This is a genomic window from Microbacterium sp. R86528 (genome assembly GCF_044596335.1).
Taxonomy (GTDB): Bacteria; Actinomycetota; Actinomycetes; order Actinomycetales; family Microbacteriaceae; genus Microbacterium; species Microbacterium marmarense.
Map to the genome: position 1 here is coordinate 2,058,513 of NZ_CP138996.1, position 24,710 is coordinate 2,083,222.

Consider the following 24,710-nt stretch of genomic DNA (forward strand, 5'->3'; position numbering starts at 1 on the left):
CGGAAAAGGGAACGCTGCAAGTCTACGTTGCGCCGCAGGCGCGCACTGTCCTCGTGTCGAAGCAGCCCAACTGCGGGTCGTGACCAAACTGTGACCGACTCGTGGGAGCGCTCCCTTGACTTTCGTGGGAGCGCTCCCGTACCGTGACTTGAGTCCGGTGGGAACGCTCCCACGGCAACGTGGCCAAGACATGAGTTCCTAGCCGCAAACCCTGCAACACATATCTGACCCTGACAAACACAAAGGAGTGACAGTGAACTCTCGAGCCTTCCGCAGGAGTGCAGCGGCCGTCGCCGCTTTCTCAGCTTCCGCTATCGTCCTCGCCGGCTGCGCTGGCAGCAGTGATGACGCATCGACCGATTCGGGTTCTTCCGACGAGGAAATCACCCTCACGATCGCCACGTTCAACGACTTCGGCTACACCGATGAGCTCCTCCAGGAGTACATGGATGCCAACCCGAACGTGACCGTTGTACACAACCGCGCCGCCGAGTCCGGCGACGCTCGTGCCAACTACTTCCAGAAGCTCGGCAAGGGCGGCCTGGCAGACGTTGAAGCAGTCGAGATCGACTGGTTCGCCGAAGCCATGCAGTACTCCGACCTGCTCGCGGAGGCTCCTGACAGCGTCAAGGGCCGTTGGCTCGACTGGAAGGAAGCCGCAGCAACCGATCCCGAGGGCCGCCTGGTCGGCTTCGGAACCGACATCGGCCCGCAGGCTATCTGCTACCGCGCAGACCTCTTCGAAGACGCGGGCCTCGTGTCTGATCGTGACGAAGTTGCCGCGCTGTTCGACGGCGACTGGAACAACTTCCTCGATGTCGCAGACGAGTACATGGCAGCCACGGGCAAGCCCATGATCGACTCGGCCAACTCGGTGCTCCAGGGCATCGTCAACCAGCTCGAGTACACCTACACCGAGCCCGACGGCGCCGTCATCGCGACGACCAACCCCGAGGTCTCAGCTGCCTACGAGCTCGTGACCGAGCGTGCGATCCCCAACTCGGCCTATGCCGGTCAGTGGTCGGACGACTGGTTCGCTTCAATGGCCAACGGTGAATTCGCCACCATGCTGTGCCCGGGCTGGATGCTCGGCGTGATCTCGGGCAGCGCGCCCGACGTCGAAGGCTGGGACATCGCCGATGTCTTCCCGAACGGTGGCGGCAACTGGGGCGGCTCGTACCTGACCGTTCCTGCTGACGGCGCCAACGTCGATGCAGCTCTTGACCTGGCTGACTGGCTGACCGCTCCTGAGCAGCAGGTTGCAGCGTTCGCTGAGGCAGGCACGTTCCCGAGCCAGCTCGAGGCATACGAAGACCCGACGCTGACCGATGCGACCGACGAGTACTTCAACGACGCTCCGACCGGCCAGATTCTCTCTGACCGCGCCGAGGCAGTCACCGTTGCTCCCTTCAAAGACGCCGTGTACTTCCAGTACCACGACGCTCTCCAGAACGCAGTGACTCGCGTCTTCGACGGAACCGAAGATGAAGACACCGCGTGGAACACCTGGGTCGCAGAGGTCGAAGCCTTCTGATGATCTGAATTGGTGGGGGCCGCGCCACGCGGCGCGGCCCCCACTGTTTACCTCTGCCCGATCTGCCTCTATGGAGTCTCACGTGACCGCGACCGACACCCGCGCCCAGACGTCACCGGCATCGCCCGGTCCACGTGCCGGGCAGCCCAAGCCCCCGCTCTCCTTCAAAAACAAGATGAGTCGGTGGGACCTCAAGTTCGCACCGTACCTCTATATTTCGCCGTTCTTCATCATGTTCGCGATCGTCGGGCTCTTCCCGATCGCGTTCACCGCTGTCATCTCATTCCAAGAATGGGACCTCGTTCGCAACACCGGCTCGTGGGTCGGATTCGAACAGTACGTCTGGATCCTCAACGATCCGAAGTTCTGGACGTCACTTCGCAACACCTTCAGCATCTTCTTGCTCTCGTCCGTGCCGCAGCTGGCGCTCGCGATCTTCATCGCCGCCATGCTCGACCGCAACATTCGGGCGAAGACCTTCTGGCGCATGAGCGTGCTCCTTCCCTTCGTGATGGCGCCCGTCGCCGTCGCGCTGATCTTCAGCAACATGTTCGGCGACAACCATGGCCTGGTGAACAACATCCTCGGCAGCATCGGCATCGCTCCGATCGCGTGGCACGTTGACCCGTTCTGGAGCCACATCGCTATCGCGACGATGGTCAACTTCCGTTGGACCGGCTATAACGCATTGATCCTGCTGGCTGCGATGCAGGCAGTTCCTCGAGAGTTCTACGAAGCGGCCACTGTCGACGGTGCTGGCGCATTCCGCCAGTTCTGGAGCATCACGCTCCCGTCGTTGAAGCCCACCCTGATCTTCGTCGTAATCACATCGACCATCGGTGGTCTGCAGATCTTCGATGAGCCGCGCATGTACGACAACGTCGGCCAGGGCGGTGCCGCCCAGCAGTGGCTCACGATCACGCTGTACCTCTACAACATCGGTTGGGGCGACTTCAACTTCGGTCGCGCAGCCGCGTTGGCCTGGATTCTGTTCATCATCATCCTGGTCATCGGAATGATCAACCTCCTCATCACGCGCCGCCTCGTGCGCGACGAGGGAGGGCGTGGCGTGAAGACTCCGCGCCGTGGACGCAAGGGAGTCACGCGATGAGCACCAATACCCCGCCCCTGGCGATCATGGAAGAAAGCATTCCCAACGCGGCGAAGCCCCCTCGCAAGAACCGCGCGCGCAAGATTCGTGGCATGCGTCCCGGATTCTGGGTCTACGCAGGTCTCGGCGTGGTTGTCGTATCCGCGATCTTCCCGTACTACTGGTCGTTCCTCATCGGCTCTGGCGATGCATCGACCATCAACAACCCGAACCTGTCGTGGTGGCCCGGTGGCAACTTCATCGACAACGCGATGTCGGTCGTCAACGACCCGGCGGTGAACTTCTGGTTGGCACTGTGGAACTCGATCTACAGCTCGACGATCATCGCGATGTCAGTGGTTGTCTTCTCCACTCTTGCGGGATGGGCGTTCGCCAAGCTCAAATTCCGCGGCGGACCCGCATTGCTGGCGTTCGTTGTGGCAACCATGGCAGTTCCGATGCAGCTCGGTGTCGTGCCGCTGTACATCCTCTTCTCGGACTGGGGCTGGACCGGAACGATCGGCGCGATCATCGTGCCGGCGCTGATCACTGCCTTCGGTGTGTTCTGGATGACTCAGTACCTCACTCAGAGCGTTCCCGACGAGCTGATCGAGGCTGCACGTGTCGATGGGGCCTCGCAGATTCGCACATTCTGGACGGTCGGAGTTGTTGCCGCACGCCCCGCGGCTGCGATGCTCTTCCTGTTCACCTTCATCAACGCGTGGAACCAGTTCTTCTGGCCTTTCATCGTGCTAGACCGCTCGAGCCCCACCCTTCCGGTCGCGTTGTCGTTGCTGCAGTCGAACTACTTCGTCGACTACTCGGTGGTGCTCGCCGGTGTGCTGCTGTCGACCATCCCGCTTCTCATCCTGTTCGCCTTCGCTGGCAAGCAGCTCGTGAGTGGCATCATGGCCGGTGCGGTCAAGGGCTGACAGCCCCCCACCCGCACGCTTTTCTCTCCCCGCTACACCCCAAGGAAGGACGCCGTCCACATGACTGCGACTAACCCCCGCGAGTTCCCCGCGAACTTTCTCTTCGGAGCCGCGACCGCAGCCTTCCAGATCGAAGGAGCCGCCCACGAAGACGGCCGCCGCGATTCGATTTGGGACGCGTTCTGCCGAGTGCCAGAAGCGGTGATCAACGCCGACAACGGCGACGTGGCCTGTGACCACTACCACCGCTATGAAGGCGACGTCGCGCTGATGAAGTCGATGGGTCTGCAGACGTATCGTTTTTCAACGTCGTGGGCTCGTGTGCGCCCCGATGGCGGTGCGGTGAATGAGAAGGGCGTCGACTTCTACAATCGCCTGGTCGATGAGCTGCTCGGCGCAGATATCCTGCCGTGGCTGACGCTCTACCACTGGGATCTGCCTCAGGCACTGCAAGACAAGGGCGGCTGGGCGAACCGCGACACGGCTGAGCGCTTCACCGAGTATGCACTGACTATGCACGACGCGCTGGGCGACCGCGTGAACGTCTGGACCACTCTCAACGAGCCGTGGTGCTCATCGTTCCTCAGCTACACGGCTGGCGTCCACGCACCGGGGCACTACAGCATCGAAGAGGGCGCTCTGGCCTCTCATCATCTCTTGCTGGGGCACGGACAAACCGTGCGCGAACTGCGCGCTCGGGACTCCTCGCTGAATCTGGGCATCACGCTCAACCTCACGGTCGCTGACCCGGTAGACGCTGAGAGCCCGGCCGATGTCGACGCTGCACGCCGCATCGACGGTCAGTTCAACCGTTGGTTCCTCGACCCGATCTTCCGCGGCGAGTACCCGGCAGACATCGTTGAAGACATTCGGGGGGTGGATGCTGCCGCGATCGAGTCCTTCGAAAAGGCAGTGCGTCCTGGAGACCTCGACATCATCTCGTCGGCGATCGACTCACTCGGCGTCAACTACTACCACGGTGAGTTCGTCGGCGGTGAGGCTCCCGAGGTCGCCCCGGTCGCGGGCGATGCCCCCACCAAACGCGAGAGCGCGCCGGCTTTTCCGGCATCGCAGAATATCCATTGGCACGAACGCGGTCTCGATCGCACCTCGATGCACTGGGAGGTTCAGCCCGAGGGGCTCACTCGCCTACTCAAGCGCGTTTCCGACGAATACAGCGCGCCGAAGGGTGTGACGCTCTACGTCACCGAGAACGGAGCAGCATTCGACGACGAGCGCGTCGTCGAAGACGGCGAGGTTCGGGTGCACGACGACGAGCGGGTGTCGTTTCTGACCGGTCACCTCGGAGCGATCCTTGACGCTGTTGACGCAGGAGTCGATGTGAGGGGCTACTTCTATTGGTCGTTCCTCGACAACTTCGAATGGGCCTGGGGCTACGAGAAGCGCTTCGGCATTGTTCGCGTGGATTACGACACGCAGGAGCGGTCAGTAAAGGACAGCGGAAGAGAGTACGCCCGAGTGATCGGTGCCCGAGCGCTCTGACGCCCGACTAGCATCGCAGTGAGGGGAGCTGTCATGAGCATAGAGACGGTGCGTGACGCCGCCACGATCGAAGAGGTCGCCACTGCCGCGGGTGTCTCTCGATCGACCGTGTCGCGTGTTGTCAACGGCTCAACGGCGGTGAGCCCTGAAGCACTCGAGTCGGTACAGCGCGCGATTGCCGCCTTGAACTACGTGCCAAATCGCGCGGCTCGCTCGCTGGCGAGCCGGCAGACGCACGCGATCGCTTTGGTCGTTCCCGAAGACACCACCCGGTTCTTCGGCGATCCCTTCTTTGCGGCAGTCGTCTCGGGCATCCATTCTCGGTTGAGCAGTTCCAACTATGTGATGAACCTCTTCATCGCGAGCGACGACCCCGGCGATAAAACGACAAGCTATGTGCGCAGCGGTGCCGTCGACGGGGCGATCATCGTGTCGCACCACACCAGCGACCTCTTCATCGATCGCATCGCCAGCGCGGTGCCCGTGGTCTATGGTGGTCGTCCCGTGCGCGAGCGCGAGCAGGACTATTACGTCGACGTCGACAACGTGCGCGGAGCTCACGACGCGACGACCTATCTGATCGAGTCGGGCTACAAGAAGATCGCGACCATCACCGGGTCACTGACCATGCCAGCGGGAGTTGACCGACTGCAGGGCTATCGCGACGCGCTCGCAAAACACGACCTTGACGAGATCGCAATCGAACCGGGCGGGTTCACCGCCGAGGGCGGGGCCAACGCGATGCGCCGGATGCTCGCCAGCGGCGCACGCCCCGACGCGCTCTTTTGTGCGAGCGATCTGATGGCCCAGGGAGCGATGGGTGTGCTCGCTGCCGCGGGCTTGCGTGTTCCCGACGACATTGCGATCGTCGGTTTTGATGACTCGCCCGTCGCGCTCGCGGTCTCTCCGCAACTGACCACGATGCGTCAGCCCTCGTTTGCCCAGGGCGAGCGCATGGCCAACGTGCTGCTTGATCGTCTCGCAGGAAAACATCCGCGTCACGTCACGATCCTCGAAACTGAGCTCGTGCTGCGCTCATCGGTCTAGACACCTCGTTCTGCACCGTGCGAGGCGGCTTGCCGATGAGCGAGCGTGTGCACTTCGTAATACCCTCGTCTGCCTTGCGCCTGAAGCGCGGGGCAGGATAGAGGCATGAAGAGTGGAGCCGTAGTCGGACTGGTCATTGCTGGCGTGCTTGTACTGGGCGTGGGCGGCGCCGTCGCCGTTTCTCTCAGCAACGGTGATGAGAGCGACACTGTCGCTGTTACGACCCCATCGCCCGCAGAGACCGAGATGGCGGTTGACGACGTGAGCGATGACGATACGTCTGAAGATTCCGCCGACGAGTCGACGAGTGAGCCAGCAGCCGACAGCGTGACGCCTGGCGCCTACGTCGAATACAGCGAGGCTGCACTCGCGTCAGCCGAAGGCACTCCCGTGTTGTTCTTTCACGCCACATGGTGCCCGCAGTGCCGCGCCCTTGACGAAGACATTCGCGGCTCGGGTGTGCCCGACGGCATCACGATTCTGAAGGTCGACTACGACTCAAACCAAGATCTTCGTCAGCAGTACGGGGTCACCCAGCAGACCACGCTGGTCGAACTCGACAGCGCAGGCAACGCGCTCACCACATTCATTCCATACGAAGACCCGTCGCTCGACTTCGCGCTTGCCGGTCTCGGTCTCACTGGCTGATGCTTGCGCTCACCCTGGTGTCGTTCGCCGCCGGCGTGCTCACCGTTCTTGCGCCGTGCGTTCTGCCGCTGCTGCCGGTGATCGTCGGCGGCACGGCTGTGCGCACCGGATCAGACGCGAAGCTCGCAGAGAAGCAGTGGTTTCGCCCCCTCATCATCGCCGCATCTCTTGCCGTCTCGGTCGTCGCATTCACCCTGCTGCTGAAGGCGACCACCGCTCTGCTGGGCATTCCGGCGTGGATCTGGCAGTCGATCTCGGGCGTCATCGTCGCGGTGCTCGGTCTGACCATGCTCTTTCCCATGGTGTGGGAGCGCCTCACAGTGCGCTTCGGGTGGCAGGCTGGCGGCGGCCGCCTGCTTGACGCGAGCTACCGCAAGGGCGGCCTCGGCGGTGACATTGCGCTCGGCGCAGCGCTCGGTCCAGCGTTCAGCAGCTGCAGCCCCACCTATGCGCTCATCATCGCGGCCGTGCTGCCAGCGTCTTTCGGTCTCGGTGTTGTTTACATCTCGGCTTACGCCATCGGGCTCGCTCTCGCGCTGATGGGCATTGCGATTGCCGGCACCGCGCTGGTGCGCAAGCTCGGCTGGCTCGCAGACCCGCACGGAGTCTTCAGACGCGTGATCGGTGGCTTGCTGGTGATTGTGGGAGTCGCAGTGGCACTCGGGTGGGACCGCCTCGTGCAGACCTGGATGCTCGAGCAGGGCTGGTATGCCCCGATTGAGAATCTCGAGCGGATGCTGCTGGGCTGAGCGCCGCGCGCCACTCAGAGCAGTGGCGACCGGGTACGCCTCAGCGCTCGGTGAGCATTTCAATCAGCTCGCGGTAGCGTGCGCTAGTGCGCTCAACGACCTCCGTGGGCAGTTCCGGGGGAGTGCCCTCTTTGTTCCAGTTGGCGGCAAGCCAGTCCCGCACGATCTGCTTGTCGAAGCTGGCCATGCGCTCCTTGGGCGTCGTGCCCGATGCCCACGCAGCAGCATCCCAATACCTCGACGAATCACTCGTGAGCACCTCATCGGCAAGCGTGAGCACTCCCTCGGCATCGGCGCCGAACTCGAACTTCGTATCGGCCAGAATCAGTCCGTGGGCTTCGGCCAGGGCTGCGGCGCGTTCGTAGATCTCGAGCGAGGTGTCTCGCAGCGCGGCAGCCACGTCGGCTCCGACAAGCTCGACAGTCTGCTCGTACGAGATGTTCTCGTCGTGCTCACCCATCGGAGCCTTATAGGCCGGGGTGTAGATCGGCTCGGGCAGCCGGTCTCCGTCGTTCAGCCCATCTGGCAACGCGATGCCGCACACGGTGCCGCTTGCCTGATACTCGGCCCAGCCAGAACCGGTCAGGTAACCGCGCACGACACATTCGACGGGGTACATCTGCAGGCCGCGCACGTGCATCGATCGACCCGAGACCGCATGCGGGATTTCGGTCTCACCATCGGCAACCAGGTGATTCGGGATGCTGCGCCCGCCGTCGAGGCCGGCAAGCTGGGCAAACCACCACATACTCAGGGTCGTGAGCAGCTCACCTTTGCCGGCAATGCCGGGGCTGAGCACGTGGTCAAACGCACTGACTCGGTCGCTGGCCACAACCAGCATCCGGTTCGAAACCTCACCGTCGGGCATCTCCGCGGGAACGTACAGGTCGCGCACCTTTCCCGAATAGATGTGCTTCCAGCCGGGCAGGTCAGTCTCGTTTGTCACTCGCCCATTATTGCCGCTATCGGCTCGCGCGCGTGCTTAGCGTGTGAGAGTAGCGAACGCAACCGGCTGGCATCGTCGTGGGCGCGTCGATAGCGTCGTTGTCTCAGGTTCGTATTTACGCACGCGGAAGGAACAATCATGCCCGCATGGATCATCATTCTCATCGTCGTCGCAATCGTGCTCATTCTGCTCGGAGCATTCGTCGAAGTCGCCAAGTTCTTGCTGTGGATCGGTTTGGTCGTGCTCGTCATCGGCCTGATCTGGTGGCTGATGCAAGCAATCGCAGGGCGCAAGTCTTAGCGCCTCGTGGGCTCCTCCTATCGGACGCTAGGGTAGAACACCCTTTCAGCCCGGCAGGAGGAGCACCTTGTTCGAACTGAAGTCATGGCTCGGCCTCACGGTCGTGATGTCCATCGCGCTGATCGCAGCGGTCGTGGTGGCAATCGTCGTCGCGGCAGCGCTCAAGCGCATCTCGCGAAAGAAGCGGTGGCCCGCCACCCTCTCGGCGACAGTGCGTGCGCCCTTCAGAGTGCTGATCGTCGTCATCGCGCTGTGGGTCGCCTTTCTGCTCTCGTGGCCGGCGCCTGATTCATCTGAGACCGTGGCGCACGGGCTTGTCATCGCCACCATCGCTGCAGCCGCGTGGTTCATCGGCGCGGCGATCTCATTCGGGTTCGGCGTCGCGATGGCGCGATTGCCGTTGGGGTCGAAAGACAATCTGGTCGCGCGCCGTCGGCAGACGCAGCTCACGCTCATTCGTCGGCTGCTGGTCGCTGTGGTGGTGGTTTTTGCGGCTGGCGCGATTCTTGTCACCTTTCCCGCGCTCGCAACAATCGGCACAAGTCTGTTGGCCTCAGCCGGCGTGGCAGGAATCGTGGCGGGGCTTGCCGCTCAATCGACCCTCGCGAGCGTATTCGCCGGGGTGCAGATCGCGTTCAGCGATGCTGTTCGCGTCGATGACGTGGTAGTCGTCGAAGGCGAGTGGGGTCGCATCCAAGAGATCACGCTCACGTACGTCGTCGTGCACATCTGGGACGACCGGCGGTTGGTGCTGCCGTCAACCTACTTCACCACTACGCCGTTCGAAAACTGGACCCGTCGCTCGAGCGAGCTTCTGGGATCAATCGAGTTCGACCTCGACTGGCGAGTGAGGCCGTCAGAGATGCGTCAACAGCTCGACGTCATTCTCGAGCGCACCGAGCTGTGGGACCGGCGCGCCAAAGTACTGCAGGTGACTGAGGCGGTGAACAACACCGTGCGGGTGCGTATTCTGCTGACTGCCGTCGACGCGCCAACACTGTTCGATCTGCGCTGTTTCGTGCGCGAAGAGTTCGTCGAGTGGTTGCACGACAAGAAGTCGGCACTGCCGATTTCCCGAGTGCAGCTTGTGGCTGAGCCAGCACCGGAAGAGCCTAGTGTCAGTCCAGAGGCGAGCGATCAGCACGCCGGCTTGTTCACCGGGTCAGCCGAAGGTGAGGAGCGCGCCGAGCAGTTCACCGGCTCGATCGCGACGATCGACGCCGACGAGGCTGAACGCTGGGCGAGTGAGCGCTGAAGCTCCTCGGCTCAGACGACTCGTGCCGCGATGTCGCCGCGAAACTGACCGCCGTCGAGCGTGATCTGGCCCACAGCGTCATATGCGAGCTCGCGTGCGCCAGCGAAGGTTTCTGCGGTGGCGACGACGCTCAGCACGCGCCCGCCGGTCGCGAGGAGCGAGCCCTCGCTGTCAGCGGTCGCCGCGTGCGCGATATGCACGCCTGCGGCGGAGGCTGCGGCGTCCAGCCCATCGAGCGGGCGACCGGTGAGGGGAGCCTGCGGGTAGCCTTCGCTCGCCAGCACAACGGTGATGGCCGCCTGAGGCGAGAACGACGGCCGCGGGAAATCTTCGAGATGGCCCGACGCAGCAGCCAGCAGCAACTCCGAGAGCGGATCGAGCAGGCGAGGCAACACGACCTGGGTTTCGGGGTCGCCGAAGCGGGCGTTGAACTCGATGACCTTGACGCCCTGATCGGTGAGAATCAGGCCCGCGTAGAGAAGCCCGATGAATGGAGTTCCCTCTGCGTCGAGCTGGCGGATGACCGGCTCGGCGACATCGCGAGTGACGAGATCGACGAATCCGGCTTCGCTGCCGAACTTTTCGTCGAGCCACGGCAGCGGTGAGTAGGCGCCCATGCCGCCGGTGTTCGGTCCCTCATCACCGTCGAGCAGACGCTTGAAGTCCTGCGCCGGGCTGAGCGGCAGCACGTGGTCACCATCGCTGAGAAAGAACAGCGACACCTCAGGGCCCGAGAGAAACTCTTCAACCAGAACCGCCCCGGTCGGCAGGTATGTGTCGGCGTGGTCGAGGGCTGCGGCGCGATCGTTCGTGACGATCACACCCTTTCCCGCGGCGAGTCCATCAGCCTTCACCACGTAGGGTGCGCCGAACTCGTCAATCGCCGTTTCGACCTCGGCACGGGTGACAGCGCGCGAAGCGCGGCCGGTGGGGACGCCCGCAGCATCCATCACCCGCTTGGCGAAGGTCTTCGAACCCTCGAGCTGCGCGGCGGCCTTGCCCGGACCGAATACCGGAATGCCGCGCTCGCGCAACGAGTCAGCAACGCCGGCGACGAGGGGAGCCTCGGGTCCGATCACCACGAGGTCGATGGAGTTCTCGAAGGCGAACGTCGTGACCTCGGCTGGCGAGGTGGCACTGAGCGCGACCAAGCTGGCGTCTCGAGCGATGCCGGCGTTTCCCGGCGCAGCGAAGATGTCGTGAGCGGCCTCCTCTGCACGAAGAGCGAGGATGATGGCGTGCTCGCGCGCGCCCGAACCGAGGACCAGAATCTTCACCCGGCCAGCCTACCGATCCTTGCCCGTCGGCACAGGCGCCTCGGATTCGGGCGTAGCGTTGGCCCATGCCACGCAGCATCTCTACCGCCGACGGACGCTCCGCGCTAACGGCCGTGCGAGCCGCCTCTGCATCGAACGAGGTTCCCGCGCGCACCGACCTCGCTACCGCTGTGCGCTACCTCTTGCAGCTGCTCGCAGAGAAGGCACCCGGCCACAGCGTTGAGGTGCGCGTGCCGCCGTTCGGCGCCGTTCAGGTGGTTGAGGGACCACGTCACACTCGCGGCACACCGCCGAACGTGGTTGAAATGGAACCGCTCACGTGGATCGCGCTGGCGACGGGCGAACAGGAGTGGGTGGATGCGACGGCCGCAGGCCGCATCTCAGCGTCGGGAGTGCGCGCCGACGTCTCAGACCTGCTGCCGCTTCGGCCCTGACCAAGCCGCGTGGCGCGCTCGCGCGCATGCGGTGGGACAATAGGAGCATGGCTGAGCACGCTGAAGACCACATCGAAACCGTTCGCGTGCGCCGCGCTCCCAAGATGTCGGTGTTCCTGCTGCTTGGGGCAGCGCTCGGTGTCTTCGTGGCGATGATCTTGACGTTCGCGTTCGACGGCTCTGATCAGGCCAGCCCCAACACCGGATTCGTCTACTCGCAGATGCAGGTCTTCGGGTTCGTCACGCTGATCTGCGTGCCAATCGGGATCGCGCTGTTCGGTTTCATCGCTGTGATGCTCGACCGCAGGGCGTCACGTCGCGCTCGTAGCGTCGCCGTCGACCACGAAACAGTGCGCGGCGAGAGCGACTAGCACTCAGGCCAATTCGGCGATGATCGGGTTGATTGCAGCGTCGAAAGCGACGACGTCGCCGCGCAGTCCATCGGTCACGGCGATGGTGAGGGAACCGACCCACCACAGCCCTCGCTGACTCAGCGGCAGCACCTGAACGTTGAGTTCGAACGAGTGCGCGCGGCGACCCACCTGTCGTTCGTACTCGGCAATCGCGCTCGCGTAGGCGCGGTAGCTCACTCCGCTGCCGATGTCTTTTCGATAGCGTGCATGCGCTGATTGGGCGAACGCGAGGGCTTCACTCGCGTGGGGCCGTGCAGCATCCCTCAATTCAGACGCACCATCTGCGGGCAGTGCCAGCAGCGTTTCGTAGCCGTCTACCAACTCGAGCGGAACCGGCGAAGGATGTATCTCAGGCTCGATTGTCATCTCCCAGAGACCTCGCCATTGAGACTCCAGCACGTCTTGTGACGCGCTCGTGCGGTCGTTCGCTCGCGGAGCGATGCCGCGCAGATGCGGCAGTTCATCCGGGTAGCGGATGCCGAGCACCTGACGCAGATAGAGGGCAAGAAGAACTGGCTGACCGGCGTCTTCGCGGATCAGCCATTCCGGCATTCCGGTGCCACCCATGCGGCCATTGTAGGGGCGCAGGTCGGCAGAGTGGAGGAGTGGAATGCTGCAGAGGGCGAGATCGCAACGACTCGCGCGCCGACCCGGGTAGTCTGGAGCCGTGGTCACCCCTTCTCGTGATGCCTCCGCGAACCCCTATGCGGCCGCCGGCGTCGATACTGCTGCCGGCGATCTTGCCGTTGAACTGATGAAGTCGGCCGTGCGTCGCACACACGGACCCGAGGTGCTCGGTGGTGTCGGCGGCTTTGCGGGCCTCTTCGATGCCAGTGCACTGCTCGGCTATACCAAGCCGCTGCTGGCAACGAGCACCGATGGCGTCGGCACGAAGGTCGCCATCGCGCAGGCTATCGACAAGCACGACTCGATCGGACTCGACCTGGTTGGCATGGTCGTCGACGACATCGTGGTGGTGGGAGCGAAGCCGCTCTTCATGACCGACTACATCGCTTGCGGCAAAGTGTTCCCTGAACGCATCGCAGACATCGTGCGCGGCATCGCGCAGGGTTGCGCTGAAACCGGCACGGCGCTGGTCGGCGGCGAGACCGCAGAGCACCCCGGCTTGCTTGGCGTGAACGACTACGACGTCGCGGGCGCCGCTACGGGAGTGGTTGAAGCCAACCAGGTTCTCGGTGCCGAGCGCGTGCAGAACGGCGATGTCGTACTGGCGCTCGCGTCGAGCGGACTGCACTCGAACGGCTACTCGCTGGTGCGCCATATCGTCGCCGGCGCGGGCATTCAGTACGGCGATCGAGCGGCCGACCTCGGCGACAGCATCACCTGGGGTGAGGCGCTTCTCGAACCCACACGTCTCTACACGACCCCCTTGCTTCATCTCATCGAAGAGCTGGGCGATGCGGTGCACTCACTGAGTCATGTCACCGGAGGCGGTATCGCCGCCAACCTGGCGCGCGTGCTGCCGCAGAACACCTGGGTAGAGGTGGACCGTTCGACGTGGTCACCACCGGCGACCTTTCGTGTGCTGGCAGACCTCGGGAGCCTCGATCTTGAATCGACCGAAGGAACCTGGAACCTGGGCATCGGTTTTCTCGCGGTTGTATCGGCAACCAAGGCAGATGCTGCAATCGCTGCGCTGGCGCGCAATGGCATCGACACGTGGCAGGTGGGCGTGGTGCACACCGATGCGCTTCCCTCCGGAGATTTTGAGCAGGGCGCGAAGGGTGTGAACGGCGGCGCCGTTCGACTCGTCGGCTCTTACGCAGACGGCTCGGCCGTGAACGGAGCAAAGTAATCCCAGATGTGCGGAATCGTCGGCATGATGGGTCGTGGATCTGTCAACCAAGAGATCTACGACTCCCTTCTTCTTCTGCAGCACCGGGGTCAAGACTCCACGGGAATCGCGACCGCTGAACCCAGCGGGGTGTTCCACGTTCACAAAGAGCGTGGGCAGGTGCGCGAAGCTTTCCGCACCCGCGACATGCGGGTGCTGCTCGGCAATATCGGTCTCGGCCACGTGCGCTATGCGACGAAGGGCACCGCATCGAGCGAAGAAGAGGCCCAGCCGTTCTACGTCAACGCGCCCTACGGCATCGTGCTCGTGCACAACGGAAACCTCACCAATACGCGTGAACTGACCGAGGTGCTGTTTCGCAAAGACCGCCGACACCTCAATACGACCTCTGACACTGAGTTGCTCGTCAACGTGCTGGCCAACGAGTTGCAGGCGTCGATTTCGGGTGACGAGCTCGTTCCCGAGCAGCTTTTCGATGCCGTCGCGCGCGTGCACGATCGGGTGGAAGGTTCATACGCGGCGATCGCCCTGATCGCCGGATACGGTCTTTTGGCGTTCCGCGATCCCTTCGGCATCCGGCCACTGATTCTTGGCACCCGCAAGCACGAAGACGGCACCTACGAGTGGGTGGTGACAAGTGAGTCGCTCGTGCTCGAAAACGGTGAGTTCGAGGTCGTGCGCGATGTGCTTCCCGGTGAGGCGATCTTCGTCGACCTTGAGGGCAACCTTCACACCATGCAGTGCGCGCAGGAGACGCAGCTGGCACCGTGCTCGTTCGAGTACGTATACCTTGCTCGCCCCGACTCGATCATGAACGGCATCTCGGTGTACGAAGCCCGCTTGCGCATGGGCGAACGGCTCGCTGACACGATCGCCAAGCACTCCCCGGTCGATGAGATCGACGTAGTGATGCCCATTCCTGACTCGTCTCGCCCTGCCGCCATGCAGGTGGCTCGCAAGCTCGGGATCGAGTACCGCGAGGGCTTCTACAAGAACCGCTATGTCGGCCGCACCTTCATCATGCCCGGCCACGCGGTGCGCAAGAAGAGCGTGCGCCAGAAGCTCAACGCGATGTCGAGTGAGTTCAAGGGCAAGAACGTGCTGCTGATTGACGACTCGATCGTTCGCGGTACGACGTCGAAAGAGATCATTCAGATGGCACGCGATGCTGGCGCGAAGTCCGTCGCATTCGCGTCAGCGGCGCCCCCGGTGCGGTTCCCGCACGTGTACGGCATCAATATGCCGTCGAGGCACGAGCTGGTGGCGCACGGACGCACCATCCCCGAGATCGCTGCAGAGCTCGGCGCTGACTACATGGTGTACCAAGAGGTTGAAGACCTCAAGGCTGCCATTCTTGAAGGCTCAGACCTCGACGATCTTGACATGAGCTGCTTCGACGGCCGCTACGTCACCGGCACCGTGTCAGACGAGTACCTCGCCTGGGTCGAAGGGTCGCAGGAGTCCTAGCCGCCGCGGCGTGAGCCCGGCACCGCTGCTGCACCCGGCGCCGCTGCGGCTGCCACCGGCGCCGAAACTAGGCTTCGTGCACGAAACATGCTGCACAGCGGGTTGTCTCGCGCACGAAGCCTCGTCTCGACGAACTGGGTCGGCTAGGCCGAAGCGCCGTCGAGCACTTCGAGGAACGCTTTCATCCACGTGCCGTTGTCGGGCCAGGCGCGCGAGCTGACCAGGTTTCCGTCGACGACAGCTCCGCCGTTCTCGAAGACACCGCCCACAACCTCAACGTCGATGGCAAGCTCTGGGTAGGCGGCCGAAGTGCGTCCTTCAAGCACTCCAGCGGCGGCGAGCAGCAGTGGTCCGTGGCAGGTCGCAGCGACAGGATTGTTCTTCTCGAAGAAGTAGCGCACGATTCGCTTGGCTTCTTCGTTGTTGCGCAGGTACTCGGGGGCGCGACCGCCAGGCACGACGATAGCGACGTAGTCAGCGGGGTTGACGTCGGCCAGCGCGATGTCTGCGTTCCAGGTGTGTCCGGGCTTCTCGGTGTAGGTGTCGAAGTCGTCAACGAAGTCATGAACGACGAACTGAAGCTTGCGCTTTTCGGGGGCGCCGATGTGCACTTCGTAGCCGGCCTCCTGCAGTCGGTGCAGCGGATAGAAGACCTCTAGGGTCTCGGCGGCATCGCCCGTGATGATGAGAATCTTGCTGGTCATGGTGGTTCCTTTCACGACAACGTTGTGTGCGGTTCCAGAGTGCGCCGCGGGTGGTGCTGGCGCGAGCAAGATTCTCACGATGTGCGAAACACAATCTAACTAGGCAGGCCTACACTGCTCCTATGAGCACGACGAAGAGCTCTCGAGACAGCGCAGGCATTCGCTCCGCTGATCGAACACTCGCGATATTGGATGCTGTGGGCTCGGCGCCCGACGGACTCACCGCCGCAGAGCTTGCGCATGCCCTTGCGCTGTCGTCCGCGACGACGTATCGACTGCTTGCGACCCTTCAAGAACACGACTACCTCGTGCGCTCGCGAGAATCGCGCTACATCTTGGGCCGCGCTGTTGACGAGCTAGGGCGCGCCGTGCGGGCCCAGATCATTGCGACGCCTGACGCGCGACGCGTGCTGTCGGGAATGAGGGATGCCGCACGAGCACCCGCGTACCTCACCGTCTTTCGTGGTGACGATATCGCGGTGGCGCACGTGGCTGACTCTGCGCAGCATCCTCGAATTGGTCAGCTGCACGTGGGATTCGCCGAGTCGGCACACATCACCGCTTTTGGAAAGATCATGTTGGCAGAGAAGGATGCTGCTTCTCTCAGCCGCTACCTCGATCGCCACGGTGCTCGGGCTCTCACCGCTCACACGATCACGAACGAAGCGGTGCTGCGAGAACAACTAGACGAGGTGCGTGCGCTTCAGATCGCCACCGAGGTGGAAGAGTACATGCCGAAGTTGGCATGTATCGCAGCGCCGGTGCGCGGCCGCAGCGGCCGCACGATCGGTGCGGTGTCGGTTTCGACCACCGCCGAAGACTTCGCCTCGCGCGCGCACGACTTGGAGCGAATAGTGCGCCGGGGCGCGTGGCATGTGGCAAGCGCGAGCCCAGGGATCTGATCTGCGCTGACGCGCTGGTTGTCGCGGCACCGAGCGCGCAACCGGGCACCGATGCGGGCTTAGGGTGGGACGAGTGAACCCTGCCCCTATGCGCCCGCTGTGGCAGGGGCGTTCCCTCGCCCTCATCGGCATTCTGCTGTTGGCTTTTTCGTTGCGATCGGCGGTGGCGTCGCTATCGCCACTCTTCGACTACATCGAGCGCGACTTCGCTCTTTCTGCGGCTGCCATCGGGCTGATCGCCACAGCGCCACCCGTCTGCTACGCGATCTTCGGCCTGTTGACGCCCGCTTTCGAGCGCCGAATCGGCCTGGAACCCCTCGCAGTTCTCGCGTTCCTTATTGTGGCCGTGGGGCTGATAGCCCGCAGTTTCGCCACCAATGCCGTGCTGATGCTGGTGGGAACGACGATCATCTTTGCTGCCATCGGTGTGGGAAACATCCTGTTGCCGCCGTTGGTGAAGCGCTACTTTCCTGACCGAATCGGACTCATCACCGGGCTCTACTCGGCCACGATGGCGGTGTCGACATTCCTGCCCCCGCTGATTGCCGTTCCCGTGGCCGACGCAAGCAACTGGCGCGCGTCGCTCGGGATGTGGGCGCTTTTTGCTTTGGTGGCGATAGTGCCGTGGATTGCGCTGATCTCGAGGGCACGTGCCAGCAAGCTCGACATCGACGAGTCAGCCGACGTCGAACCGCCCAACCCACGAGTGTTCAGCCGCATGCTCAGGCTGCCGGCAGCGTGGGCGCTCATGGTGGGGTTCGGCGCCGCGGGTGTGGTGGCCTACACCTCGTTCTCATGGTTGCCACGAATTCTCGTTGACACGACCGGCGTGACGCCTGTCGCCGCCGGTGTATTGCTTTCACTTTTCGCGGCGGTCGGGCTGCCCGCGTCGTTGGTGGTGCCGCTGCTCGTGGTTCGATACCACGCGACGCGCGCGCTCTATGGGGTCGCCGTCACCGCAGGTCTCGTCGGTATTGCAGGTTTGCTTTGGGCTCCGGCGCTGGCGCCCTGGTTGTGGGTGCTGATGCTGAGCGGACCCACCCTGCTCTTTCCGCTCTCGCTCGTGTTGCTCAACGTGCGCACCGGCACCCATGAGGGCGCAGTTGCGCTCAGCGGATTCGTGCAGAGTGTTGGCTATGGTCTGGGCGCAGTGTTTCCACTCACGATCGGACTGATTCACGAGGCCACCGGTTCGTGGACCATTCCGCTGGTCATTCTTGCGCTGGTGATACTGACCGCTATTCCGGCCGGGGTGGTCGCGTCGCGGCGCCACACCGTCGAGGAGGAATGGGAGCGCAAGCACGGCGTCTGGTGAGCGGACGGCGTACATGAGGTAGACGGCACACTCCCAGTGGTTTTGCGAGCTACCTTGTTAGCGTCACGCCATGACGCACGACTCCCTTGTCGTCGAGCGCGACATTCGCGCCGACATCGCAGCGGCAGAACGCCGTGACCGGCCTATCCGCCAGCTGATGCGCAGAGCACGTTCGTGGATAGCCGAGCACCCGCGGCTCGAACTCGCATACCGCGTCGCCGTTGCAGCTGCAGGCAGCGTGCTCGCCATTGTCGGGCTGATTCTTGTTCCGCTACCCGGTCCGGGTTGGCTCGTGGTGTTCCTCGGGCTCGCCGTGCTGGGCACCGAATTTCACTGGGCTCACCGAATAGCACTATGGCTCAAGAGCGCACTTGATCGCTTCTGGCAATGGTGGAAGCACCGTCGAGCGATGAGAGCTGCTCGTCGCACGCGCGTGTAGACGGTTGTCAGGCCCGCTCTAGTTCGTCTTCATCCTCGTCGGCGTAAAGATCCGCCCACTTGTCGACGTACTGGTCTTCTGCGGGGTGCCCCAGTTCTCTTTCGAGCGCCGAGGTGTTCAAGCTCGGGCTGTAGGACTTGAGCTCACGAGCGATCTTGGTGTGCTTTGCCTTCTGACGGCCACGACCCATGCGAGACCCCCTCATTTCTGAGCTGCGGGCGGTGCGAGTGCCCGCTTCAACGTTGGTCGGCTGTAAGCCGGTAAGAGTAGCATTCAGAATAACACGGAGCCCCCGCACTTCGGCGGTTCCGCCTGCTTGAGTATGCGGTGTCGAAGGAGCCCACACATGACGAACGACACACCTGACCCTACAAATCAGCCGACTGAAGACGAATCACTGCACGGCGCGGTCATCGTCGGGATCATTCCTGATCAGTCACCGAGAGTGCTCAAAGAGGCTGCTCGCTATGCCGGTCTGCTCGGCGCGCCGCTGTTGATCGTGCACGTCGATGTCACTCGATTTGTGACCTATGAAGACCCCGATGGCTACGTTCACTCGGCTCCGATCGACATCAACATCGCCGCTGGCGACAGCGATCTGGTCTTGGTGCAGCAAGCCGCCGCCGAGGTGCTCGCTGAATCACCTGTGCAGTGGAGCGTGCGCCAGCTCGTCGGGGATCCCGCGATGGCGATGAAACATCTTGCTGAGCAAGTCGACGCGAAGCTCATTGTCGTTGGCACGCGTAAGCGAGGGCTTGGCGAGTCGATTCGCGAGTTCTTCACCGGGTCAGTGGGCGCGAGGCTCGCTCACCGTCAGCACCGCACACTCCTGGTGGTGCCACTCGGCGAAGCAACACCAGACGACGAAGAGATCTGGCCAGCCTGAGCAAGTGTCCCGCGCATGAGCGGTTAGCCGTGCAGTGCGCGCGTGAGGGTATGGCTCGCTTCGTCGAGCGCAGTTTCTAGTGCACTCACCGTTTCTGCATTCAGGCTTCCGCCTCGAGCGACGTATGAGCGCAGGTCACCGCGCACCCGACCGCGGAATTCATTGATGATGCCGTCGGCGCGGTTGAGCTGCTCTCGACTTCGCCCACGGGCATCATCGGCAGGCGGTGCCTGAGGCGCCGAGTCCTGCGCCTCGCGGCTCGCCGCGGCAAGGTCCGCGCGCAGACTGCGCATTGCTTCGCGCACGTTGCCGCGAACTTCATCGGCGATCAGTCGTACTGAGTCCGTGAGTGCGGCTTCGATGCCCTCAAGATCGCTGGCGCGAGCAAGCACTTCTGCGTGGCCAGCGTCGGTGATTGCGTAGACGGTCTTGCGGCCGTCTACGGACTTCGACACCAGGCCCTCTTCTTCGAGCTTTGCCAGTCGAGGATATATGGTGCCAGCGCTCGGGGTGTACGTGCCTCCGGTGCGGTCAGACAGCGCCTGGATGATGTCGTAGCCGTGGCGAGGGCCTTCGTCGAGCAGGTTCAACAAGTACAGGCGAAGGTCGCCGTGTGAGAAGACGGGACTCATCGCTCGTCCTCCGATGCAGGATCAGAACCTTCTTGCCGCACGGCGGGCGCAGCATCCGCAACGATGGGCGTGCGACGAAGAACCGTTACGTCTCCAGATACGGAGTTTGCGCGCACGTCCACGAAAGATCCGCTGAGTTCGCCGACAGAACTGACGAAATTGGTAGTGGGCCCCGTGCCCTGGCCGGAACGCAAGTGCCCGTCGATCTGCACTCGGCCGTTCACGCTGCGCACAACGTAGTTCGCCGGGTAGCCTTCATCGAGGCGGATGGTGGTCGCGCCTCCCACAGTGTTGAGGTTGATCGCCTGCACCGGTCCGTCGGAGTCGATCAGAATGCTGCCCGAGACGGTGTCTGCAGTGGCCCTGCGAAGTGTTCCTGTCGCCGCGACATCGCCCGACACCGAGTTGGCGTTCAGTGATCCGACCACTCCTCGCGCGTTTACATCGCCCGACACTGCGTTGACGCTGATGTCGCCGGTGATGCCGTCGACAATGATGTCGCCGCTCACGGTGTTGAGACGGGCATCGCTCGTGATGCCCGCCACGAGCGCGCTTGCGCTCACGACGCCGAGCGAGAGTGCGATCTCGCGGGGAACGGCGACGCTGATCTCAGCCTGCGGCCCGCCTGATCCGAAATTGCGAAAGACCTCGAGAAAGTTGTCCCATCGCAACTGAGGATGGTCGATTTCGAGCATGTCGCCCGAAACCTCGATGCGCAGATCTTTGGTCGTCACGCCATGAACCTCAATACGGGCGCCTGGTTCATCGTGGGCAACGACATCGATCTGGCCTCCGACGAGACCAATTTTGAGCGAGCGCACAGAGTCGATGTCGATCACGCGCGTTTCGCCCGGGTGGATGATCCACTTTTCCAGGGTCATGGTGACACTCCAAGGGTGAGAGGGGTGGAGATCGCGATATATCGCGTCAGATTCGACCATAACACGATATATCGCGACTCGCCAGGGGTTGTACGGGCTGCGGGTTGACTTTGACGCAACGTCAACCTTTAGCGTGGATCGTGTTCACATCGCGAGAGAGGAGATCAGCCATGACTTCGTGGTCGATCCAGCAGGTCGCCAAGATGGCCGGAACCACCAGCCGCGCCCTGCGCCACTACGGCGAGATTGGCCTGCTGAAGCCGTCGAGCATCGCGCGCAACGGCTATCGCTACTACGACGAGCACTCGCTGGTGAGGCTGCAGCAGATTCTGCTGCTTCGTGATCTGGGTCTGGGCTTGCCTCAGATCGCAGCGGTGTTGGATCGGGAGGTCACAGAGGCCGACGCGCTCGAAAACCACCGCAAGTGGTTGGAGCGGGAACAACAGCGGCTGGCCCGACAGATCGCCTCGGTGAACACCACAATCAACGCTCTGAGAGGAGGTGAAGAACTAATGGCAGAAAAGATGTTTGATGGCTTCGACCACGCGCACTACAAAGATGAGGTAGAGCAGAAGTGGGGCAAGAAGGCCTACGCCGACAGTGACAGCTGGTGGCGCTCGAAGTCACCGGACGAGCAGACGGCGTGGAAGAAACGCCTCGCCGAGCTCAACGGTGATTGGATCAGCGCAGCGGAAGCGGGCATGAAACCCGAAAGCAATGAAGCGCAGTCACTCGCAGAGCGCCACGTCGAATGGTTGCGTGGGACGCCTGGCGCTCCTGCTGACACCAAGGCATACGTGCTGGGTCTCGCCGACATGTATGTCGCTGACGACCGCTTTGCCGCGAACTACGCCACCGCCTCAGGAGGGGCGGCTGGCGCTGAGTTCGTGCGCGACGCACTTCACGTGTACGCGAACGCGCACCTATAACCAAGAAATGGCGAATGCCGCGACCATGGGGGTAGTCGCGGCATTCGCCGTTCTTCGCTTAGGCCGGAGCTAGCCGACCTTTTTTCCGGTGATGAGTCGGAATAGCAAGGCGATGAGGGCGATCACGCCCACGATGAGGGCGACCCAAAGCAAGAAGCCGAGCGCTTCGCCGAGGCTTCCAACGATGGCTAGTACAACAGCAATGACAATGATGATGATCAGTGCGAGATTCATGGAGGGTGCTCCTTCTCTTTCGCAACCACAGACAGGGAGTCCCGAGGTTGATGCCTTTTAGGCACGCAGATGACTCTGTCACGCCCGAAAGCCGCGTGCGCGGGGCTTGCGCTTGCCGTCCCGTTAGTGCTAATGGCAAACGTTTAGGCCCCTGAGGTAGATCTGTCAAGCCCCTGGATGCTTCTTCCATAGCTTCGTACTGTCTAAGCAAAGCGCTGTCTACGCGAAGAAGCGCTGTCTACGCGAAACGGAGGCGCCATGCCGAAGGGGCAGGGTTCGAACAGCCTGAAGGACGCCGATCTCTACGAGGAGCTGCGCGACGATGGTGCGTCGAAAGAAAAAGCCGCGCGCATCTCGAATGCTGCCGCCCGTGACGGTCGCAACGAGGTGGGTCGCCGAGGCGGCGAGTCAGGTTCATACGAAGACTGGACGGTCGACGAGCTGAAGAGCCGTGCGAAAGAGCTCGGCCTGAGCGGATACTCGAGCAAGCGAAAAGCAGAGCTCATCGCCATGCTTCTCGACCACTGACCGTCGCCCAGTGGCAAAACTCACACGCGTTCGTCCACTTGACGATCGCGGGTATAGAAGAGTGCGTGCGGGTAGCGGCTTTCGCTATATCGATGAGCGCGGCCGGCCAGTCAGCTCGCGTCACGTCGACCGAATTCGAGCGCTCGTGATTCCGCCCGCATGGCAGGACGTATGGATCTGCGTACGAGCCGATGGTCATATTCAGGCAGTCGGCACCGACGGTGCGGGGCGCAGGCAGTACATCTATCACCCCGAGTGGAGTGCTGGTCGCGATCGCGGCAAGTTCGCGCGTGCCCTGTTGCTCGCCGAGTCGCTCCCTCGCGCACGCGCCCGGGTGACCGTGTCGTTGCGGCGACCAGATCTTGATCGCGAGCGTGTGCTTGCGACCGCATTTCGGCTGCTTGACCAGGCGGCGCCCCGAATCGGTTCGGAGCGCTATCTGACGGCGCATGGCAGTCGAGGGCTCACCACGCTGCAGCGTCGAGACGCGAACGTGGTGGGCTCGTGCGTGTCGCTTGTCTTCCCGGGCAAGAGCGGCAAGCGTCAATCGCTCGAGGTCGATGATGAAGATCTTGCTGAAGCAATGGCGCTGCTCATCACCGGACGCTCACGCTCCGCACTGTTGGCATGGCAACGAGGGCGCCGACGAGTCGCGCTCACGCCGAGTGACGTCAACGCCTACGTGCGTGCCCTCACCGGCGGACGCTTCACAGCGAAGGACTTTCGCACACTGCGCGGCACGGTTCTTGCGGCCGATGCACTCGCGCACATCGGCGAGGCAGATTCGGAGTCCGCGCGAAAACGTGCCGAGCACGATGCCGTGAATGCCACGGCAGACGCCCTCGGCAACACTCCCAGCGTCGCGCGCGGCTCGTACATCGATCCGCGCGTGTTCAAGCGCTACCGCGATGGGCATCTGCTCGATCTGTCGATCACTCCTGAAAAGGCGATCCGCGCGCTGATCACCCCCAACCGCTCACTGCAGTAGCGTGGCAACATGCCGCAACCGGTCGAACTGCGTGTTCTAGGGCTGGTGATCGTCGGCGGCGCTGTCGGTGTGCTGGCCCGAGCGGCGGTGGTCGTTCCCCTCGCAGACGAGCCCGTTGTGCCGTGGGTCACGCTCGCGGTGAACGTCGCCGGGTCACTTCTCCTGGGTTTCGTCGTCGGGGTTCTGGGCGATGAGTATTCGCGTTGGCGTGCATTTCTCGGCACCGGCGTGCTCGGCGGCTTCACGACGTACAGTGCCTTCGCCGTTCACTCGGTGCAGCTGATGCCCACGCCGCTCGTCGCGATCTCGCTGATGGGCGTTTCTTTGTTCGCGGGCGCTCTCGCGGCACTCGTCGGCATTGTGCTGGGCCGCCGAACGCGCCCGAGCGCAGCTCTCGAACCGGAGACTGCAGAGTGAGCGCGTGGCTCGTGCTGTGGCTCGCGCTGGCAGGGGGTCTCGGCGCCGGCGCTCGCTATGCGATCGACCGGTTGCTTCCCGCGCGTGAAGGCGGCTTCGCGTGGGGTATCTTTCTCGTCAACGTGAGCGGCTCATTTGCTCTCGGAGTGCTCACCGGACTCGGGTCTGCCGCAGCATCCGACCTCGGCGTCATTCTTGGGGTTGGACTCCTCGGGGGCTATACGACCTTCAGCACCGTTTCAGTGGAAACGGTGCTGCTTGTCGAGCGCCGTCGGTGGGTGGATGCCGCGGGCACCCTCTTCGGGACGCTGGGGATCGCAGTGGGGACGGCCGCGATGGGTTATGCACTTGCAACCTGGATTGTGACTCTCACCGAATCCTCATGAAACAATGAGGTGTCGATACACTCCCGTATCCACCTGACGTCGCTCGAGCGTCAGGTCT

At 63.1% G+C, this 24,710-nt stretch carries 30 protein-coding genes; 22 read left to right on the plus strand and 8 right to left on the minus strand.

The genetic code is table 11. The annotated features are described in order from the left end of the window. The first annotated feature begins 253 nt into the window (after positions 1-253). From SJY18_RS09525 to SJY18_RS09555, 7 genes are all read left to right on the plus strand, one after another. Positions 254-1,534 carry an ABC transporter substrate-binding protein gene (locus SJY18_RS09525; protein ID WP_396667376.1) on the plus strand — a complete coding sequence of 427 codons (1,281 nt, stop codon included), beginning with the start codon at positions 254-256 and terminating at the stop codon, positions 1,532-1,534. 82 nt (positions 1,535-1,616) lie between these two features. Further along, positions 1,617-2,645 carry a sugar ABC transporter permease gene (locus tag SJY18_RS09530; protein WP_337336792.1) on the plus strand — a complete coding sequence of 343 codons (1,029 nt, stop codon included), beginning with the start codon at positions 1,617-1,619 and terminating at the stop codon, positions 2,643-2,645. Further along, complete coding sequence (locus SJY18_RS09535; protein ID WP_396667377.1) at positions 2,642-3,556, plus strand: carbohydrate ABC transporter permease; 915 nt, start codon at positions 2,642-2,644, stop codon at positions 3,554-3,556. The genes SJY18_RS09530 and SJY18_RS09535 overlap by 4 nt, the downstream gene beginning before the upstream one ends. Before the next feature lie 60 nt (positions 3,557-3,616). Then, a complete protein-coding gene (locus SJY18_RS09540) occupies positions 3,617-5,059 on the plus strand; it encodes a GH1 family beta-glucosidase (RefSeq protein WP_337336794.1) in 1,443 nt (480 codons plus the stop codon). A 33-nt stretch (positions 5,060-5,092) separates the two neighbouring features. Further along, entirely contained in the window at positions 5,093-6,106 is a 1,014-nt protein-coding gene (locus tag SJY18_RS09545; protein ID WP_337336795.1) for a LacI family DNA-binding transcriptional regulator, read from the plus strand. A 105-nt stretch (positions 6,107-6,211) separates the two neighbouring features. Next, on the plus strand, positions 6,212-6,754 hold the full coding sequence (locus SJY18_RS09550; protein WP_396667378.1) for a thioredoxin family protein: 543 nt from the start codon (positions 6,212-6,214) through the stop codon (positions 6,752-6,754). After that, complete coding sequence (locus tag SJY18_RS09555; RefSeq protein ID WP_396667379.1) at positions 6,754-7,503, plus strand: cytochrome c biogenesis CcdA family protein; 750 nt, start codon at positions 6,754-6,756, stop codon at positions 7,501-7,503. The genes SJY18_RS09550 and SJY18_RS09555 overlap by 1 nt, the downstream gene beginning before the upstream one ends. Positions 7,504-7,543: 40 nt before the next feature. On the opposite strand, the gene SJY18_RS09560 is transcribed toward SJY18_RS09555, so the two are convergent. Beyond that, a complete protein-coding gene (locus SJY18_RS09560) occupies positions 7,544-8,449 on the minus strand; it encodes a phosphoribosylaminoimidazolesuccinocarboxamide synthase (RefSeq protein WP_337336798.1) in 906 nt (301 codons plus the stop codon). Between the two features lie 138 nt (positions 8,450-8,587). Between SJY18_RS09560 and SJY18_RS09565 the strand changes: the two genes are divergently transcribed. Both SJY18_RS09565 and SJY18_RS09570 read left to right on the plus strand, forming a co-directional pair. After that, positions 8,588-8,749, plus strand: a complete 162-nt coding sequence (locus SJY18_RS09565) for a hypothetical protein (RefSeq protein ID WP_337336799.1) — start codon at positions 8,588-8,590, stop codon at positions 8,747-8,749. 67 nt (positions 8,750-8,816) lie between these two features. Continuing rightward, positions 8,817-10,004, plus strand: a complete 1,188-nt coding sequence (locus SJY18_RS09570; protein ID WP_396667380.1) for a mechanosensitive ion channel family protein — start codon at positions 8,817-8,819, stop codon at positions 10,002-10,004. Between the two features lie 11 nt (positions 10,005-10,015). On the opposite strand, the gene purD is transcribed toward SJY18_RS09570, so the two are convergent. Beyond that, a complete protein-coding gene (purD, locus tag SJY18_RS09575) occupies positions 10,016-11,281 on the minus strand; it encodes a phosphoribosylamine--glycine ligase (protein WP_396667381.1) in 1,266 nt (421 codons plus the stop codon). A 65-nt stretch (positions 11,282-11,346) separates the two neighbouring features. Between purD and SJY18_RS09580 the strand changes: the two genes are divergently transcribed. Together SJY18_RS09580 and SJY18_RS09585 are read left to right on the plus strand one after the other, a co-directional pair. Beyond that, positions 11,347-11,715, plus strand: a complete 369-nt coding sequence (locus SJY18_RS09580; protein WP_337336802.1) for a sterol carrier family protein — start codon at positions 11,347-11,349, stop codon at positions 11,713-11,715. Between the two features lie 47 nt (positions 11,716-11,762). Then, positions 11,763-12,086: a potassium transporter Trk gene (locus tag SJY18_RS09585; protein WP_337336803.1), complete on the plus strand. Its 324-nt coding sequence runs from the start codon at positions 11,763-11,765 to the stop codon at positions 12,084-12,086. A 3-nt stretch (positions 12,087-12,089) separates the two neighbouring features. Here the strand turns inward: SJY18_RS09585 and SJY18_RS09590 are convergent, their stop codons facing one another. After that, positions 12,090-12,695, minus strand: coding sequence for a zinc-binding alcohol dehydrogenase (locus tag SJY18_RS09590; protein WP_337336804.1), 606 nt, complete (start codon positions 12,693-12,695; stop codon positions 12,090-12,092). 100 nt (positions 12,696-12,795) lie between these two features. Between SJY18_RS09590 and purM the strand changes: the two genes are divergently transcribed. Both purM and purF read left to right on the plus strand, forming a co-directional pair. Then, complete coding sequence (gene purM / locus SJY18_RS09595; RefSeq protein WP_396667382.1) at positions 12,796-13,944, plus strand: phosphoribosylformylglycinamidine cyclo-ligase; 1,149 nt, start codon at positions 12,796-12,798, stop codon at positions 13,942-13,944. Positions 13,945-13,950: 6 nt separating this feature from the next. Further along, complete coding sequence (gene purF, locus SJY18_RS09600) at positions 13,951-15,411, plus strand: amidophosphoribosyltransferase (protein ID WP_337336806.1); 1,461 nt, start codon at positions 13,951-13,953, stop codon at positions 15,409-15,411. Between the two features lie 143 nt (positions 15,412-15,554). Here the strand turns inward: purF and SJY18_RS09605 are convergent, their stop codons facing one another. Continuing rightward, a complete protein-coding gene (locus SJY18_RS09605; protein ID WP_396667383.1) occupies positions 15,555-16,115 on the minus strand; it encodes a DJ-1/PfpI family protein in 561 nt (186 codons plus the stop codon). A 122-nt stretch (positions 16,116-16,237) separates the two neighbouring features. Here SJY18_RS09605 and SJY18_RS09610 point away from each other — a divergent pair, with 122 nt between their 5' ends. From SJY18_RS09610 to SJY18_RS09620, 3 genes are all read left to right on the plus strand, one after another. Beyond that, positions 16,238-17,017, plus strand: coding sequence for an IclR family transcriptional regulator (locus SJY18_RS09610; RefSeq protein ID WP_396667384.1), 780 nt, complete (start codon positions 16,238-16,240; stop codon positions 17,015-17,017). A 73-nt stretch (positions 17,018-17,090) separates the two neighbouring features. Next, the gene (locus SJY18_RS09615; protein WP_396667385.1) at positions 17,091-18,332 is read left to right on the plus strand and encodes a CynX/NimT family MFS transporter; all 1,242 of its coding nucleotides are present in this window, start codon (positions 17,091-17,093) and stop codon (positions 18,330-18,332) included. Positions 18,333-18,402: 70 nt separating this feature from the next. Next, the gene (locus SJY18_RS09620; RefSeq protein ID WP_337336810.1) at positions 18,403-18,771 is read left to right on the plus strand and encodes a TIGR02611 family protein; all 369 of its coding nucleotides are present in this window, start codon (positions 18,403-18,405) and stop codon (positions 18,769-18,771) included. A gap of 7 nt (positions 18,772-18,778) precedes the next feature. On the opposite strand, the gene SJY18_RS09625 is transcribed toward SJY18_RS09620, so the two are convergent. Further along, positions 18,779-18,961: a DUF3073 domain-containing protein gene (locus SJY18_RS09625; protein ID WP_337336811.1), complete on the minus strand. Its 183-nt coding sequence runs from the start codon at positions 18,959-18,961 to the stop codon at positions 18,779-18,781. 156 nt (positions 18,962-19,117) lie between these two features. Between SJY18_RS09625 and SJY18_RS09630 the strand changes: the two genes are divergently transcribed. Then, positions 19,118-19,657, plus strand: coding sequence for a universal stress protein (locus SJY18_RS09630; protein ID WP_396667386.1), 540 nt, complete (start codon positions 19,118-19,120; stop codon positions 19,655-19,657). Between the two features lie 23 nt (positions 19,658-19,680). Here SJY18_RS09630 and SJY18_RS09635 read toward each other — a convergent pair whose 3' ends face one another. Then, the gene (locus SJY18_RS09635; protein WP_337336813.1) at positions 19,681-20,289 is read right to left on the minus strand and encodes a PadR family transcriptional regulator; all 609 of its coding nucleotides are present in this window, start codon (positions 20,287-20,289) and stop codon (positions 19,681-19,683) included. Further along, the gene (locus SJY18_RS09640) at positions 20,286-21,170 is read right to left on the minus strand and encodes a DUF4097 family beta strand repeat-containing protein (protein WP_396667387.1); all 885 of its coding nucleotides are present in this window, start codon (positions 21,168-21,170) and stop codon (positions 20,286-20,288) included. The genes SJY18_RS09635 and SJY18_RS09640 overlap by 4 nt, the downstream gene beginning before the upstream one ends. A 170-nt stretch (positions 21,171-21,340) precedes the next feature. Here SJY18_RS09640 and SJY18_RS09645 point away from each other — a divergent pair, with 170 nt between their 5' ends. Further along, complete coding sequence (locus SJY18_RS09645) at positions 21,341-22,099, plus strand: MerR family transcriptional regulator (RefSeq protein WP_396667388.1); 759 nt, start codon at positions 21,341-21,343, stop codon at positions 22,097-22,099. Positions 22,100-22,168: 69 nt separating this feature from the next. Here the strand turns inward: SJY18_RS09645 and SJY18_RS09650 are convergent, their stop codons facing one another. Continuing rightward, positions 22,169-22,333, minus strand: coding sequence for a hypothetical protein (locus tag SJY18_RS09650; RefSeq protein ID WP_337336816.1), 165 nt, complete (start codon positions 22,331-22,333; stop codon positions 22,169-22,171). Positions 22,334-22,591: 258 nt separating this feature from the next. Between SJY18_RS09650 and SJY18_RS09655 the strand changes: the two genes are divergently transcribed. From SJY18_RS09655 to SJY18_RS09670, 4 genes are read left to right on the plus strand one after another with little or no spacing between them, the layout of a single operon-like run. Beyond that, positions 22,592-22,861: a Rho termination factor N-terminal domain-containing protein gene (locus SJY18_RS09655; protein ID WP_396667389.1), complete on the plus strand. Its 270-nt coding sequence runs from the start codon at positions 22,592-22,594 to the stop codon at positions 22,859-22,861. A 10-nt stretch (positions 22,862-22,871) separates the two neighbouring features. Beyond that, a complete protein-coding gene (locus SJY18_RS09660; RefSeq protein ID WP_337336818.1) occupies positions 22,872-23,849 on the plus strand; it encodes a DNA topoisomerase IB in 978 nt (325 codons plus the stop codon). Positions 23,850-23,858: 9 nt separating this feature from the next. Further along, positions 23,859-24,266, plus strand: coding sequence for a CrcB family protein (locus tag SJY18_RS09665; protein ID WP_337336819.1), 408 nt, complete (start codon positions 23,859-23,861; stop codon positions 24,264-24,266). Next, the gene (locus tag SJY18_RS09670; protein ID WP_396667390.1) at positions 24,263-24,652 is read left to right on the plus strand and encodes a fluoride efflux transporter FluC; all 390 of its coding nucleotides are present in this window, start codon (positions 24,263-24,265) and stop codon (positions 24,650-24,652) included. Before SJY18_RS09665 ends, SJY18_RS09670 begins: the two co-directional genes overlap by 4 nt. Positions 24,653-24,710: the final 58 nt, after the last annotated feature.